Origin of the sequence: Photorhabdus tasmaniensis, assembly GCF_011189505.1 — a bacterium.
Classification (GTDB): Bacteria; Pseudomonadota; Gammaproteobacteria; order Enterobacterales; family Enterobacteriaceae; genus Photorhabdus; species Photorhabdus tasmaniensis.
Window position 1 is genome coordinate 55,425 of the sequence record NZ_PUJU01000004.1, and the last position, 15,074, is coordinate 70,498.

The following is a 15,074-nucleotide window of genomic DNA, read 5'->3' on the forward strand; positions in this document are numbered from 1 at the left end:
TCCTCACTCTTGCTCTCATGATTTCAATGGCCTTGAAATACCGAATCATTTGCCAGATTCATAGCGAGATTGCCTTACCTGAAAGGCCCAACAATTGCACGGTTACTGGCTTTTCTTAACAATCGGGATAGGGAATTATTTGTGCGATAAAAGCGCAAAATTCATAACGAGTAATAATCTTAACTTAACAATAAAGTATCCCTGAGCTGAGACACTGTTTTCAATATTGGTAAATATTTCATACTCGGTATTATGAGATGCTTGGTAATATAGATTAATAATTTCAATCAATATTCAGGCTGTAAATGTTAAGTTATTTCTATGATAGTGGCTACTCTTTCCGCTTCATTTCCTCTAGCTCGTGGTATTTATTTCAAGTTATATTCCCACCAACATTTGGCGGGAATATACAGTACATTTGTTACTTACATCAGGTATTTTTATAATTAAATGAATGTGTTCCTGAGTATTTCCACAACGGTTCCCAGTAAGATTCTATGAAAGCTTTCACCGCATCTTCTCCCTCAATAAGGTAGTTGAACTCCGAAAGATATCCCGGATAGAGATTATCAGAACCAACCACGTATAGTTCATCATCAATTATTGTTACTTTTGCATGATTCCCAGGAGCTGGGGGGACTTTGGGATATACCGGACCACTTCCTTTAATTAAAGACCGGAATGGGCGTCCTATAGCACCTACCTGTGGAGGTCTTTCAGAAAGAGACGGTTCTTTTAGTGTAGAAGTATAAGAACTTTCCTCCGCAGTTGGCCATTTGTATGTCGTACCTTCAATCAAAAGATCTTCAGGCACTTTGTCTGTAAAGAAAAAAGGGGCAACTTCTATTCTTTTCAGTGCAGCTTGCCTGATTCCATCCGGATCTTCCAGTTTCTCATCGGTATGCTCATCATGTGTCAAATAGTATTTAAATATTTCAAACGTTCTTTTGGCACCAGAACCAAAAGAATATTGATCACCAGAAGCACCTGCTGCCGCATCAAGTGGCGATACAACAATTTGAACTTCCAGCTCAGGGTTGGAAAGTAATGCTTCGATCAACCATCGGCACACATGATGGTCTCGCCACTGTTTTTTCCATGCACTGACAAGATCCTGTTGGGACATGCGAATTTTTTTCTTTGCATTCTTTATTATAAACTCTTTCATTATTTCAGAGCCTTTTTTATAATCCGTTCGCATGTCAGGCCCAGACCAATATTTACCTACAGATAATATCCTGCTTGCTTTCTTATATTCCGGGTCCTCAGGTGGATTTTTTAGACCTTCTTCTTGTTTTTTGCCTATATATTCAGCAATGTACTCTTTTTTTAATGGATCTTCCGGCTTTCCCACAATACCATCTGCATTAACCCAGCTATTTTTATTTATATCAAAGAATTCTTTAGTTAAGAGGTCTGTATCAGCTTCCCACATGTTATTTAAAAATAATTGTGAGCTTAATGATGCCGCCCCTATAACTTTAACAGAGACATCATGCACTGGAGGGTAATTTTTAAAAAGATCCATATTTAAATTATGGCCCCCGACAAATGATTCAACTCCATCAACTGCGATGATTTTTGTATGATTCCATGTCATTCTGGTATCAGCTTCTGGAATCATATCTTCTGACAGCAGTTTCTTCTCTAATGATACTTTAAGTCCGTCTGTTATCCTGTAAAATCTACCAATCCATATTTCAGGTATACACTCCCAATTATTTCCCCTTCCCTGAATTAATTTAATAATATCATTCTTCAATGCCAGATATTCAGGAGTACCTTCAAAGTATGAACTCACACCGTTTAACAAAGATGTCGGTGTTTGAGCGAATAAGAACCTTATCTGAGTTCTGTCCTTCCTGTTTATTTTTTTTGTAAATGCACGATCAATAGCTGCCAGGATAACTTTTCTCCACTCTGCATCTGGGGCATTTAAGGAGGAAATATCACAGCGGTAACGCATGTTTTCCAGAATGCTTACAACAGCATCTTCAAATTCCGCTTCTCTTTTAACAGCCTGTGGCATTATATCCCTTCCAAAGGGAAGCCCCCATATTTTGGGAGTGTCAAATATTTTTACATAGTTGTTTTCACTTGTTTTATTAAAGTAACCGTCCAGTTTTTTTTGTAAACCATCCAATAAATTCATATATACATCCTCCGGGAAACAATTTTCTTATATATCAATCAACAGCCTGCCAGCATCAGGCAAACTATTTATAATCATAGCTAATTTTTGAGGGGGGAGGCTAAAAAAGATAAAACCGGATTCATTTCACTCTTTCTAATGGGATCAAACTAATAGTTTAGAAAGAACGGTGCTGGTGAACATTCCAATCATTCACTCACAACAAGGTGCTGGCAACCTCAATACAGGTTTTAATGGGTAGCCACATTTCTAGACGTGAAGGATCACTGGGTTCGGCGGATAAAAATTCATACTGCTGGTAAAACGGAATGACTTCCGGAGTCATCGGATCAACAAATAGTCCAATGGCTGATATTTGTTGTGCGACCAACACCGTTCTATAGATAGCATCAACCAGTAACTTTTCGCCTAATCGCTGTCCTTGGTGCGAACAATCCACAGCAAGTCGAGCCAGTTTTACCGCATTAAGTGGATGAGGATAATTTTTATATTCTCTGCAAGCAGGCGGTACTGTAACTGAATATCCCGTTAGAGTATGGTAACCGATGATAGTTGTGAGTGCTGAACTCCGGCAGGCCACGTAAGTTTTTGCTCTGTGCTTTACTGTTTTCTGCCGGGCTTGCTGCTGTAAGAACTGATTTAATTCATTGATGCCGCAATCAAACACTTTGCGATTGTGTTGATGGGTTATCTCTTCAATGGTTATGGACATTTACTACATCCTTGTAACCCTGGGCCGCTTTAAGCAGCTTCTTGCTTGCTTTTGGAGGATTATCCAGCGCAGCTAACAAGGCATCCGCACCAGCCATTGATAAATGCAATGTTTCGGTTCGTTCAATTACGTTAAGGGCCTTATCCATTGCTGACTCAATAAGGAATTGTGAAAGGGTTGCACCGCAGTAATCGGCTGCCCTTTGAATAATCTCTTGTATTTCTGTAGATGTTCGCGCAACCAGGCGAGTATCTTTACGCTCTGTATTAGTGACCATAATGTTACCTTTATTGGCAGTGTTGATAAATTCGTACTAGTGTCATTATGGCACACAAAAAGCACAATTGTCAATTTGTGTGCCATAATGACACACATTTTCAGAGGTGAGCTTAATTCTTAATCAATCATAAAGTATACAATTTGATTGATCTGGAAACAGGCTATCAAAATACATAATATTAGGGGTGCAACGTTGCTGCCACTTACACTTTTAGCATTCTAGGAAAAATTAGGCTAAATGTGCCATCACCAACCGCGTTGCTGAAGCCAACACATCACGGCGTGATTCAGCGTCTTTCTGATGTTGGGTAAAATAAACCGCCAGAATGACAGGTGAACCCCCCTCCGGGGGCCAAAGTACGGCGACATCATTATTGGTGCCATAATCACCGCTACCCGTTTTGTCGCCAACTACCCAACCGACCGGTGCTCCGGCACGAATACTGGCATTTCCTGTGGTATTCCCTTTGAGCCAGACAGTCAATTGTTCACGTTGTGGTGCAGCTAGAGTCTCTCCAAGCACGATTTTCTTCACACTGGCCGCCATTGCCGCTGGAGTGGTGGTATCTCTGGGATCATCGGGAATAGCGCTGTTCAAATCAGGTTCCCAGCGATCGAGCCGGAACGCAGGATCACCAAGACTTTGAGTAAAGTGGTTCACGGCCTCTACCCCCCCTAATTCTTTAATTAACAAGTTCGCCGCAGTGTTGTCACTGTATTGCAACGTTGCGGCACATAATTGTGTGATACTCATACCTTGATTCAGATTTTTGTGGGCAATTGGTGCATAAGACAGTAAGTCTGACTCATGGTAATTGATATGTTTTGCTAACAATTTTGATTGGGACATGCTTTTATGCAAAACCGTCGCTACAAGTATCAGCTTGAAAGTACTACAGAAAGGGAAACGTTCATTCCCTCGATATTGGATCTCTTGACCATTAGCAGTATTAATCAATGTCACCCCCAGACGGCCTTTTGTGCTGTTTTCCAACTCGGCAAGCTGTTGATGCAATGATGAGGAAATAGCACCAGCCCAAGCTGGAAAAGTGAAGTTGATCAAAGGAAGAGTAATACCTGCTAATAACAGCGAGCGTCGCAATGGGGAATGTTTCATGTTTAGATCTCGTAGACTACGTGAGGAAAAGCACATTATAGAGAAAGAAAAATTTATCGCACTAACAGTAACGACTTAGTCATGACGAGCTCGTCGGTGAGATTGTATAAAAATTCGCGCAATATTAATCTGTTATAAAATTTTCCCCTATTTATCCTCAATACCAATTTCAAATTACATATGTCCATCTTAACCATCAACGGTGATAGAGAGGTCAGAACGTTTATTCTCATTTGCGCGACCAACTAACATATAAAAAATAATTTTGCAATAAAAATTTAATGAAAATATCAAATTTTCATTATGGGTCACTAATTTATAAATTAACAGATGGTTACTCTTTAAAATCCTCATGAAGATCTATACTTACCTAGTTCGTTAATATTTTTAGAACACTCTTTTAACCTTATTTTAACCTTACAAGGATATGCATCATGGGTGTTTTTCAGTACAAAGATTTTGATGACACGACTTCTAAAGAGTTATTTTCTGACGCTAAAACTATCTCCGGATATGCTTACCATAATCTGGGTAGCGGATTTGCCGAAGGGTATTACAACTATGGTTATGGTTTGGGAATACCATTAACGCTGGTGACTGCACTTATCGGTAGTACAACCTCGCAGGGTGTTTCGACTAAATTGCCTTGGAACCCAGATGCGGAAAAACAAGCACGGGATAAACTAAACGAAGCGGGATGGTTTACTATCAGCGCTGATGAATTGGACTATAAGGGTAAAACGGATGCTCGAGGGACCTTTTATGGCGAGAAATCAAGTCATTCCACTGCCCAGGCTGAGGTGATGGGGAAATATGATGCCGATGGTAACCTAACATCAATTGGTATTGCATTTCGTGGCACCAGTGGCCCCCGAGAATCAATAATCACCGATACATTCGGCGACATTATTAATAATGTGTTGGTAGGTTTAGGGAAAACAGAATATTCGAATAACTATACACCAAACGCTTTTGGCCGACTGTTAGATCACGTAGCCAACTACGCCAAAGCTCATGGTCTGACTGGGAGCGATGTTCTGGTCAGCGGCCACAGTTTGGGTGGGTTAGCGGCGAATAGCATGGCGGGGTCCAGCGAGACGAAATGGGGTGGGTTTTACTCTCAGTCGAACTATATAACCTTTGCCTCGCCATCTCAGTATGAGAAAGGCAACAAGGTGTTGAACGTGGGATATGAGAATGACCCAGTATTCCGGGTTCTGACGGGTACCAGTACTACGGCGGCGTCAGTGGGTGTGCACGATGCGCCAAAGGATTCAGCTACCAATAATATTGTCAACTTTAACGATCACTACGCATCAACCGCGTGGAATCTATTGCCCTTCTCTATTGCCAACCTGTCAACCTGGGTTTCGCATGTAACGCCTTTCTATCAAAGCGGCATGCAACGGGTTATGGATTCAACGTTTTATGACTTTACCCATAAAGACTCCACTATTGTCGTTAGCAATCTTTCCAACGTCACGCGTGGCAATACCTGGGTGCAAGATTTAAACCGGAATGCTGAAAAACACACCGGCAGTACTTTTATTATCGGAACTAACAGCAACGATCTGATTAAAGGCGGCAAAGGCAACGATTATCTGGACGGTCTCGACGGTAATGATATATTCCGCGATGACGGCGGGTTTAACATGATTGCCGGCGGTAAAGGTCACAATACCTTTGATTTACAGAAGTCGTTAAAAAACGCGGAAATAGCCTATGACAAGGCGGGGACATTGTATCTGCGCGATGCATACGGTGATATCACTATCGCCACAGATATCTCCACGATAAGAAGCAAGGAAAGTACTTGGCTGTTTCTAACCAAAGAAGTGAATTCACAGGTCAGAGCCGACGGTTTGTATTCCAACCAAGGGGTAAAGCAGTACGCCAATTCGGTAACCGGTAACGATGGGAATGATACCCTTACTTCCAAAACCTCCGGCTCCTGGCTGTTCGGTCTGGATGGTGACGATACTCTGATCGGCTTCGGTAACAACAATGTCTTTGTCGGCGGTGAAGGTAACGATGTGTTGAAAAGTCAGGGTAATAACAATACCTTCCTGTTCAGCGGAGATTTTGGGCAAGATATTGTTTACGGCTACAATAAAACCGACAAACTGGTATTTTTGGGCACAGAAGGCAGCAGTGACGAAAAAAGTAGTTATCTGGATCACGCTACGATGGTGGACAATAATTTAGTGTTTACATTTGGACAGAACTCAGTCACTTTGGTTGGCGTCAGTATGGATAGCCTGTTCGCAGACAATATAATATTGGCATAACACAAAGATCATGCGGATATCCTTATCCATAATGTGGTCATGAAGAATGGCCACATTATTGGCAAAACAGGCGTTTTTACTTAATTTCTGCTGTAATATGTTCTGTAAATGATGAGTTAACCACGGCATATTTCGCCTGCCATGCTTTTGATAATGTTGTCGGAAACGTTTAGAAAAATGACTTGGGCTGGAATAATCGCGATATATTCTTCTTTTTCTCCCTCTGGTGCAACGTAATGCAATACACTCTCTGCTGCTTCTATTCCCTCAAGGCAAGCAATGGTCCAGGCAGCAAGATAGTGGGAAGCGAGACATTTATAAAAAAGAGGGCTTTTAAAAGTTAATTTCAATAAGGTTAACGAAAAAAACATTCTTATATTATTTATTAAAACAAATATCTTTTATATTGGCAGTAAGTTAGTGCAAATATTATTCGCATAATCTACACTTCAAAACACCAAGTTCTTTATTATTAACCAGGAGTTGAATGTGAAAAAATTGATATCTATGCTATTTATTTTCATTGGTATGATTAGCGCCCCCGCATTCTCAGCGGAAACAAATAGTGGCGTTGTTAAAGTTGCAGAAATTAAGGCTGATTGGGACAATCCTGCACATTATCTTTATACATTCAGCGGGAATTTAGTCGGTAACTGTGGAAAACCAGGTTATATTTGGTCAGGATCAAGCTCTGAAAACATTAATAAACTATTAAGCCAAGCTTATGCAAAGGGTTTAAATATTAAAGTTGGCATAGAGAATGTAAGTTGTAATATAACTACGGTTTACGTTATTAAACAATAGTAATGAATTACCACATTATTATCAACAAGATAAAGAGTTTAAAACCCCTCCACTTCATAGTGGAGGGGTTTTAAATTAACTTAAAAAATCTTTCCTTTGTGGAATTATTTCAACACGACGCCTATTATTCACAATATATTTCAGTGGCGAAACTTGGCGTATTCTCAATAGTGTCATGAACCGGGCAAGTTTTATTAATAAAATCGACAAAGGCATGAATTTCTTCTTTGCTATTATCGGCTTTAATATAAAATTTTGTGACTATTTTAGAAAAACCTAATTTCGCTTGTTTATTTTTACCAGTGAAACCATCAGTATCAAGTTCACCTTCCAGATCAATGTGAATATCAATTAAATTAATTTTATGCAGTTTAGCAAAGGCTTTTGCTACGATACATTTACACGCTCCCAGGGAACAGAGCAGAGCCTCAACAGGATTCATCCCCTGGTCAGTACCGCCTAAATTACGCGGTTCATCTAAATAAAAGGAGAAATCTCTTGATGTACATTCAACTTTCAATCCAGCTACAGATTTTGCTGTGGCAGTAAATAGTTCTTTCGCCATGATCCAACTCCTTATAATCAACATTCGTTTTTCGTAAGATCAAACACTGATTGTTATCATAACTTTTAATTTTTCTTTTTTGTTTTTAAAATGCTTATCTTGCTTTCAGCATCACAAATCTTAATCAGGGTAAAACTCAGAAGACAGGATTTGGGAAATACTCCAAATACATACATCAGGAAACACATCCAACCCCGTTTCATTCATTGCTGAGGCAACGGCTTTCGACCAAACAACATCAATCCAATCTGAATCGCTTAATTTCGTCTTTAAACTGGGTGATTCTTTTAAGCCATAAAGAATTTCTTTTCTTTGAGCTTTAATTGTTCTTTCCCAACTTGTTCCTCTATAACTTGGTTGATATTTCCATTTCAGTAAATGAGCAATTAATACTCCCATGCGGCTAGCCAACTCACGCTGCTCACTCTTACCCACGTCTTCGATCTCCTCAGCAATGTTGACTATGTCAATCTCAGAAAATTTACCGGCACGCAATAATGCCGCCTGCTCATTTGCCCAGGCGACTACATCAGTTTCGTAACGTGTATGATTCATAACTGCCCCCACTAATAGGCTTGCCATACAGATAATTCATATGGCAGTTTGTCAGAGAATACATTCCTGGTCAAAAAAGAACTTATCTTCAAAACAGAATGTTCATCCCACTTTCGGCAGCATCCCACTCACCAGCGCGATCTGAATGGCTATCACTGCAACACCACAGGCAAATACCAATGCCAATACTGGTTTACCGCCTAATACCCGATACCGGCGTTCATTGTGCTGGCGGGATCTAAATGCCAGCAGGCTGGGTAATACCAGTGCTAAAATGGATAAAGCAACAGCGGCATATCCCAAAGCCATCACAAAACCTTTTGGATAAAACAGTGCGAAAACCAATGGTGGAGCGAAAGTCAATAACCCGGTCTGCACACGTCCTGTTATATTATTTTTGCGTTTAAACAGATCACCCAGAAAGTCAAACAGACCAAGTGCAACACCAAGAAACGAGGTAGCAAGTGCCAAATTAGCAAACATTTGTACTGAAAGTTCCGTTCTCGGTGAAGCAACAACTTCACGAATACTGTGTAATAAGCCATTCAACCCTGAGTTTTCAGCTAAAATACCAACAAATGTGATGGAATTGATACTGCCCAGCGTCGCTAATTGCCAGAAAATATAAGCGAGTAGCGGAATGGCGCTACCGATAATAAACACCCAACGTAATTTACGTATATCTCCCCCCATATATTTCACAATGCTGGGAATACTGCCGTGAAAACCAAACGAGGTGAAAATTACAGGAATTGAGGATAATACTAACCCTTGTTCTAATGGCATAGTCAGTAAGTTAGCACTCTGAACATGTGGCATCATCATCCCCAACATCAATATTAGGAAAATAAGTTTTGCACTGAAAAGTACCCGATTGACCATATCCACGGAGCTGGTGCCAATGCAAACCACTCCACCGCCAATCAAAGTAAACAGCGCAACACCGATTGAAGCAGGCCAGGATAAACCAAACCATTTATTGAGGTTAGTTGTCAGCAATTCCCCTCCGCCGCTGATATATGCTGATGTCAGTGCATACAACAGAAACATCATGCTGAAACCTGCCAATATTTTACCGCTACTGCCAAGATAACGTTGGGCCAGTGTTCCCAACCCCGTATCAGGAGACTCATATTGATAAACTTCAACCATCAATAATGCGGTATAACTCATTAAAACCCACAATCCAACCAGCATGATAAAACTTATACCAAATCCTACACCGGCAGTTGCCAATGGCATGGCCAGCATCCCAGCACCAATCGTAGTCCCGGCTATGATAAAGGTACTTCCAAGAGTACGGTTTTTCATATTTTTTCCCTTTAAATAAACAGTAAATATTTCATAATAGAAAATCAGGCATCTTTCTTTTTTTCTTCTTCATCAACGATTTGAGTCAGTTTTTTAATAAAAATCTTCTGGAGCCGTTCCCAATACTCGTCAAAATCATCAGTATTACGCAAACAATGGGTCATGACTGCGGCACGTAACAGATACAGACTGTGAACTTTTTCCCACTCTTCCCGGCTGAAACCACAGCGTTCGACATAATGCCAAGGTGTATCACCATATTCTCCATGAACAAGGGAAGTGGATGATGTCAGAAAATCGTTAGTGTAAGTACGGCCAGAGGCATATGAGCAAAGCTCATACATGCGTTTATTAAGGCGGTTGTGATGCCCCAGATCGTCATTGCCTTGCTCTTTAAAAGTAAAATTGACCATATGGAAATCAGGATGAGGCATGGTATGAATGTCAAAACGACGTTTACCAACAACTAGGGGTTCTGCCATTAAAAGTTTTTTAATCATCCAATTGGCTGCCACAATGCCTGAAGCAATCACTTTTCCATAACCGCTGATATTCAGTGGAACCAATCGATGTGCAGCCCACATTGCGGCTGCGCTAGCTCCGGCTTTTGAACCCTCCATAATAGAAGCGCCGAGCACCACATGCTGATTAGCAGATTGCGCCTCAACGTCTTCAAACACATAAGCAGCACGGTAGGAAATCAAGTCAACAATACGCTTATCTTTCATGCATACCGCACCGGCTGCATATTGAATAAATCCAACTTTATGCGGGTCTACGGTAATCGAATCAGCCTGACACATTGCCTTGAAACTTTGATAAAGTTCAGGCTTAGGCCAAATAATATCTTCAGGAATAATGTCTAATTCACGATAACGGCAGATAAGCTCATCATATTCCATAAACTCCCCCTGCTCGTTAAGAAACATTGCGTTGGCATACCCTGCATAAGCAGCATCAATATGCAGATAAAATGAGACACCGTAACGCTCTTCACACTCTTTGCGTAGCGCAATAACTTCATCAACCCGATCAATAGCACCGACCTCAGTGGTTCCAACGACGCTCACCATAGCCAAAATCGGTTGGCCTTGCTCTATCAGGCTGAATGTGATTTCCCGCATTTTTTCAACATCAGTACGATAGTTTTCATCTACCGGCAGTGAAACAATGTGCTCTTGACCTATCCCCAGAACATCCATCGCTTTCATCCATGAATAATGCTTCGACTGCGGAACCAGAACTTTGCCAAGCATTCCTGGCTTTATCCCGATACCACGGCAAGAAAGTTCACGAACTTCTTCGAAAATACCACGCCGTTTTAATTCATCAGTCAAATCCAGAATATCTGATGACGACATATTCAACAGTTGTTGCTCTGATTTATTCTCGACCAGATCACAAGATTGCGGGTGTTTTGCAATGGCAAGCGGCATGGTTTTTAAATTACGCGCAACCCATAACCCCTCATAGTTGGCAACGGTTCCACCGGATGTGATATGCCCCCAGGCCCGGCGGGTGTCATAGCCAAACATCCGGCACAAATCCAACCCTGCTTCAATTTCCAGCCCGGTTGTTGTCGGGGATGACTCATGAGCACAGTTGTTCGGGTTGTACATCATCGCCATGACATAGGCGAGATTAGAAACCATTAAAGTATCAGCATTGATATGCCCCATATAACGGGGAGAAAACCAGGGAACAGAGGTGTTTTTCAATTTTGCTGAGAGTTGGTTCAGAATCCCCTCCGTTCTATACAGGGTTTCTCTGTAATCAGGTTCATAACGATCTACTGAAGTTACCAAGGCGGGATCTTCCGGATGAAAATCAGAACGCCAGTGCATATGCTCACTGACGGCATATTCCATCATTTCTCTAAAAAAAACTGCATTTTCTGATTTAGGGCCTAAAAACAACGCATCAATGTTTAAGTGCGAAGTAAACTGCTTACTCATAATCACATACCCTTTTTAAACTGACAAAAACGACTGCCAGCAACAGAGAGATTTCAATTTTCTTTATTTGTTAATGAAATCACTATCATTCTCTGATGAGCAGACAGAAACTTTTATGTCACCTGACTTACAAAAAGCTGTTCATACCTTAGTAATCCAGACATTAAAAAAAACCTATCAGGTGAAATTGACTAGTCATTAACATATCTACAACCAATCGTTTGTTAATAGATATAGTCCACATTTGTTAAAATATTAATAATAATGTTAAATATAAATTCTGATTTTGTGCGCGAGGACAAATAACGGATAAAAATCAATCAGAAAACAGAGGGAAATAATAGCTTATTAGATATTAAGCTTATTAATTATAAGGATTTTTTCTAACATGAAACTGTTAATAGACAAAATACAGGGCTACTCGTTGAAAATAGCCCTGATTGAAGAAGAAGTACGTTTAAGACGATACATTTACCAGCATCACTTTGCCAATAACATCACCGGCTTCCATCATACGATGTGCATCAGCGGCATCTTTCAGATCAAATACTTTACAAATTAATGGGCTGACTTTTCCTGATTTCAGTAGTGGCCAAACATGTTTTTCCAATTCCCTGGCTATCTCTGCTTTTTCTTCCACACTGCGTGAACGTAATGTAGAACCTGTATGAGTCAGACGCTTTTGCATTAAAGGCATCAGATTAAGGTTTTCAGGATTTCCTTTCATCATACCAATCTGAATAATTCGCCCGAACTTAGCAGCAACTTGATAGTTCTTATTGACATAATCACCACCGATTAAATCGACAACCACATCAACGCCGTGATTACCTGTTATTTTCAATACCCGATCAACAAAATCTTCTTTTCGATAATTAATAACAAAGTCAGCGCCTAAGCTGTGTGCAACTTTAGCCTTCTCATCCGAGCCGACGGTGGTAATCACTTTGGTGCCGAAGGCTTTTGCTAACATAATAGTGACACTCCCTATCCCGGAAGTTCCTCCATGAATCAGCAAACTTTCTCCCTGTTTCAACTTGCCAGTCTGGAAAACATTAGCCCAGACCGTAAAAAAGTTTTCCGGCAATGCCGCCGCCTGCACAAAATCCAAGCCATATATGGGTAAAGCAATGGAATCATGTACCAGACAATATTCAGCATAACCACCGCCGGCAACAAGAGCGCAAACTTTATCGCCAATATTCCAGCGTTCACAACCTCCACCTTTGGCAACAACTTCTCCTGCAATCTCTAAGCCAGGTAATGGAGAGGCATCAGGTGGCGGTGGATAAGAACCCATTCGCTGAAATATATCAGGCCGGTTAACACCCGCCGCCGCCACTTTAACGAGCAAGTAGCCTTTTTCTAATCGTGGTAATGGCGTTTGAACCAGATGCAATTTCTCCGGGCCGCCAGGCTTAACAATGCTGATCGCTAACATATATTGGGGTAATGAATTGATTTGGCTGTGCATACATACCTCTTATTATAATATGATAAGTGGGATTTGAAGTGCCGTAGGACAAAAAACCCATTAAACCATGACCATAACAGAAAACTGTTACATGACAAATATGTGAACAACTCAGAATAAGTCATTACCAGCATCATTGTCGGTTATCTGTTTGTTTTTTTCACGAGTCGTTTCTTCCATATTATTTACAAATCTGAATGAGCATCACTTTTGTCTGAAATCATCCAGGGCGTTTATTGAGGGATAAAATGGGGAATTTTGGTCGTTTTAAAGGTTCGTACAAAAAGGCTTTTCTACAGTCAAGAAGCCCCAAGGAATCGCTTACACGTTGTGACGAATCTCCACAACCAGCAAAGACTCACTTAGCTTATCGATAAGCTCGCTGAATATCTGACGAGATTGAAGATCTAAATTAGCATCCCATTCGTCTAGCATCAGGATCTTTATATCATCTGCTGCTTTAGCAGAAATTTCTTCAAGAAATTCCCGCAGTGCCTGCCCAGTCGACAGATTCTTTTCGCTAGTTCTTTCAAAAACAAGTTCATGATGTGCCGGAAGATAATAAGCCGATTCACCCAACCGCTCCTTAAGCAAGCAAAGAAAGGTAGACTTGCCCGTTCCATTGGGCCCTCTAATCGTGATTCGTCCAGACGATGGAGTTGGCTTAGCGATGAGTTCTCTTAAACTCGCCAAGTTTGGCAATGTGCCATGAGTTTCGGATTGCAAACGATTCCATTGGATTCGCTCCTCCGGATTTTGCAACGTCTTCGAGGTCTCTACAGACTGCCCTAATCCCTTGAGCCTCGCACTCAACGCCGACCAACTCGTAGAATAGAAAATCACGACATACGCGTGCTGAAGAATAAGAACTTGACGAGGTAAGGTTGCAACCAGAACTGCGAGAACAGAAGGGTTGTCCATATTTTTAAAGAAGAGAATACTTGTCCAAACAAGCACCGGTGCCATCATTAGTAACATTCCCACCGCTGAAGCAAAATTATTCCAGTATTGACTACGAACAGCTGTTCCTAAAGCCGAACTCTGTCGGACTCTCAACTCTCTTTGATAAAGAGACTGATTGTACTTATTGCCCAATAGGAAATTGTCCCACGCCAAAGATAAAACACGTTGCAGGGCCGTTCTTGCGGATTGAGCCTCTGCCCCCTCTGCATGGATTTTTTTTCTAAAGGAAAAAATGACGATTAAAACAAGGACAAGACCAACAAGGTAGGACCATGCAATCGACGAATCGAGAACAAGAGAAAGAGCAAGTACATTCAATGCAACATTTAGAACAACAGAGGTCCAATCAAAGATAAATTTGGAGCTTTCATCAAAGACCAGAAATCCCTCTGAAGATACATAGGGCAAATGATAGTCTTTAAATTCTTTACTCGTTCGAATGGAAGCTCGGTTCCAGAAATTGAGACGAAACCTTTCGACATATTTTTCAAGTGCAAGAAACTTAGACTTCTCAAGAAAAACGGCTGCTAAACTAGAAGGAATGTAGACGAGCGTAAGAGAGAGTATAAAAAGGACGAGGTACAGAGTAAGATTCTCATTGGCACCCACCTGTTTTGCCAATCCCGCTATCCAATAGGTAGAGGAAGCCACAATCAACTGTTGAACAATAAGAAAAGTCAAAGCAAAGGTAAATGCTTTATTAATTAAGAATCCAAGAGCTGATTTTTTTATTTCCATCTCAACCTCAGCTTTCTTTCAGTAGATACAAACCACTTTGAAGACGCTTGTAGTCGTGAAAGTGCAAATATCGGAGCTCGTCTATAAAAACTAAGTTGTGAGTCAGTTCATGGACCAATAATTCCGTGAGATCTTGCACATGCCAGTGCTTACGACTGTTG

At 40.9% G+C, this 15,074-nt stretch carries 13 protein-coding genes; 2 read left to right on the plus strand and 11 right to left on the minus strand.

Going from position 1 to position 15,074, the window contains the following annotated elements; genetic code table 11:
• Positions 1–430: 430 nt before the first annotated feature.
• From C5471_RS02400 to bla, 4 genes are all read right to left on the minus strand, one after another.
• Positions 431–2,152 (minus strand): phospholipase D-like domain-containing protein, encoded by a 1,722-nt coding sequence (locus C5471_RS02400; RefSeq protein WP_133813017.1) that lies wholly within the window; start codon positions 2,150–2,152, stop codon positions 431–433.
• A 196-nt stretch (positions 2,153–2,348) separates the two neighbouring features.
• Positions 2,349–2,864 (minus strand): N-acetyltransferase, encoded by a 516-nt coding sequence (locus C5471_RS02405; protein WP_133813016.1) that lies wholly within the window; start codon positions 2,862–2,864, stop codon positions 2,349–2,351.
• Entirely contained in the window at positions 2,848–3,141 is a 294-nt protein-coding gene (locus tag C5471_RS02410; RefSeq protein ID WP_133813015.1) for a type II toxin-antitoxin system TacA family antitoxin, read from the minus strand. Before C5471_RS02410 ends, C5471_RS02405 begins: the two co-directional genes overlap by 17 nt.
• Positions 3,142–3,372: 231 nt before the next feature.
• Positions 3,373–4,260, minus strand: coding sequence for a class A beta-lactamase (gene bla, locus C5471_RS02415; RefSeq protein ID WP_133813014.1), 888 nt, complete (start codon positions 4,258–4,260; stop codon positions 3,373–3,375).
• A gap of 434 nt (positions 4,261–4,694) precedes the next feature.
• Here bla and C5471_RS02420 point away from each other — a divergent pair, with 434 nt between their 5' ends.
• Positions 4,695–6,548 (plus strand): polyurethane esterase, encoded by a 1,854-nt coding sequence (locus C5471_RS02420; protein WP_133813013.1) that lies wholly within the window; start codon positions 4,695–4,697, stop codon positions 6,546–6,548.
• Positions 6,549–6,664: 116 nt separating this feature from the next.
• On the opposite strand, the gene C5471_RS23880 is transcribed toward C5471_RS02420, so the two are convergent.
• Positions 6,665–6,919: a hypothetical protein gene (locus C5471_RS23880; protein ID WP_207627126.1), complete on the minus strand. Its 255-nt coding sequence runs from the start codon at positions 6,917–6,919 to the stop codon at positions 6,665–6,667.
• A gap of 118 nt (positions 6,920–7,037) precedes the next feature.
• Here C5471_RS23880 and C5471_RS02430 point away from each other — a divergent pair, with 118 nt between their 5' ends.
• Positions 7,038–7,352 carry a hypothetical protein gene (locus C5471_RS02430; protein ID WP_133813012.1) on the plus strand — a complete coding sequence of 105 codons (315 nt, stop codon included), beginning with the start codon at positions 7,038–7,040 and terminating at the stop codon, positions 7,350–7,352.
• 124 nt (positions 7,353–7,476) lie between these two features.
• On the opposite strand, the gene C5471_RS02435 is transcribed toward C5471_RS02430, so the two are convergent.
• The 6 genes from C5471_RS02435 to C5471_RS02460 all read right to left on the minus strand — a co-directional run bounded on the left by C5471_RS02435 (position 7,477) and on the right by C5471_RS02460 (position 14,913).
• Positions 7,477–7,917: an OsmC family protein gene (locus C5471_RS02435; protein ID WP_133813011.1), complete on the minus strand. Its 441-nt coding sequence runs from the start codon at positions 7,915–7,917 to the stop codon at positions 7,477–7,479.
• A gap of 120 nt (positions 7,918–8,037) precedes the next feature.
• Positions 8,038–8,472 carry a DUF29 domain-containing protein gene (locus tag C5471_RS02440; protein WP_036837260.1) on the minus strand — a complete coding sequence of 145 codons (435 nt, stop codon included), beginning with the start codon at positions 8,470–8,472 and terminating at the stop codon, positions 8,038–8,040.
• A 102-nt stretch (positions 8,473–8,574) separates the two neighbouring features.
• A complete protein-coding gene (gene tyrP, locus C5471_RS02445; RefSeq protein WP_133813010.1) occupies positions 8,575–9,783 on the minus strand; it encodes a tyrosine transporter TyrP in 1,209 nt (402 codons plus the stop codon).
• Positions 9,784–9,827: 44 nt separating this feature from the next.
• A complete protein-coding gene (locus tag C5471_RS02450; protein ID WP_133813009.1) occupies positions 9,828–11,738 on the minus strand; it encodes a pyridoxal phosphate-dependent decarboxylase family protein in 1,911 nt (636 codons plus the stop codon).
• Positions 11,739–12,195: 457 nt separating this feature from the next.
• Positions 12,196–13,212, minus strand: coding sequence for an NAD(P)H-quinone oxidoreductase (locus C5471_RS02455; protein WP_133813008.1), 1,017 nt, complete (start codon positions 13,210–13,212; stop codon positions 12,196–12,198).
• Positions 13,213–13,533: 321 nt separating this feature from the next.
• Positions 13,534–14,913: an ATP-binding cassette domain-containing protein gene (locus C5471_RS02460; protein WP_133813007.1), complete on the minus strand. Its 1,380-nt coding sequence runs from the start codon at positions 14,911–14,913 to the stop codon at positions 13,534–13,536.
• Positions 14,914–15,074 lie beyond the last annotated feature (161 nt).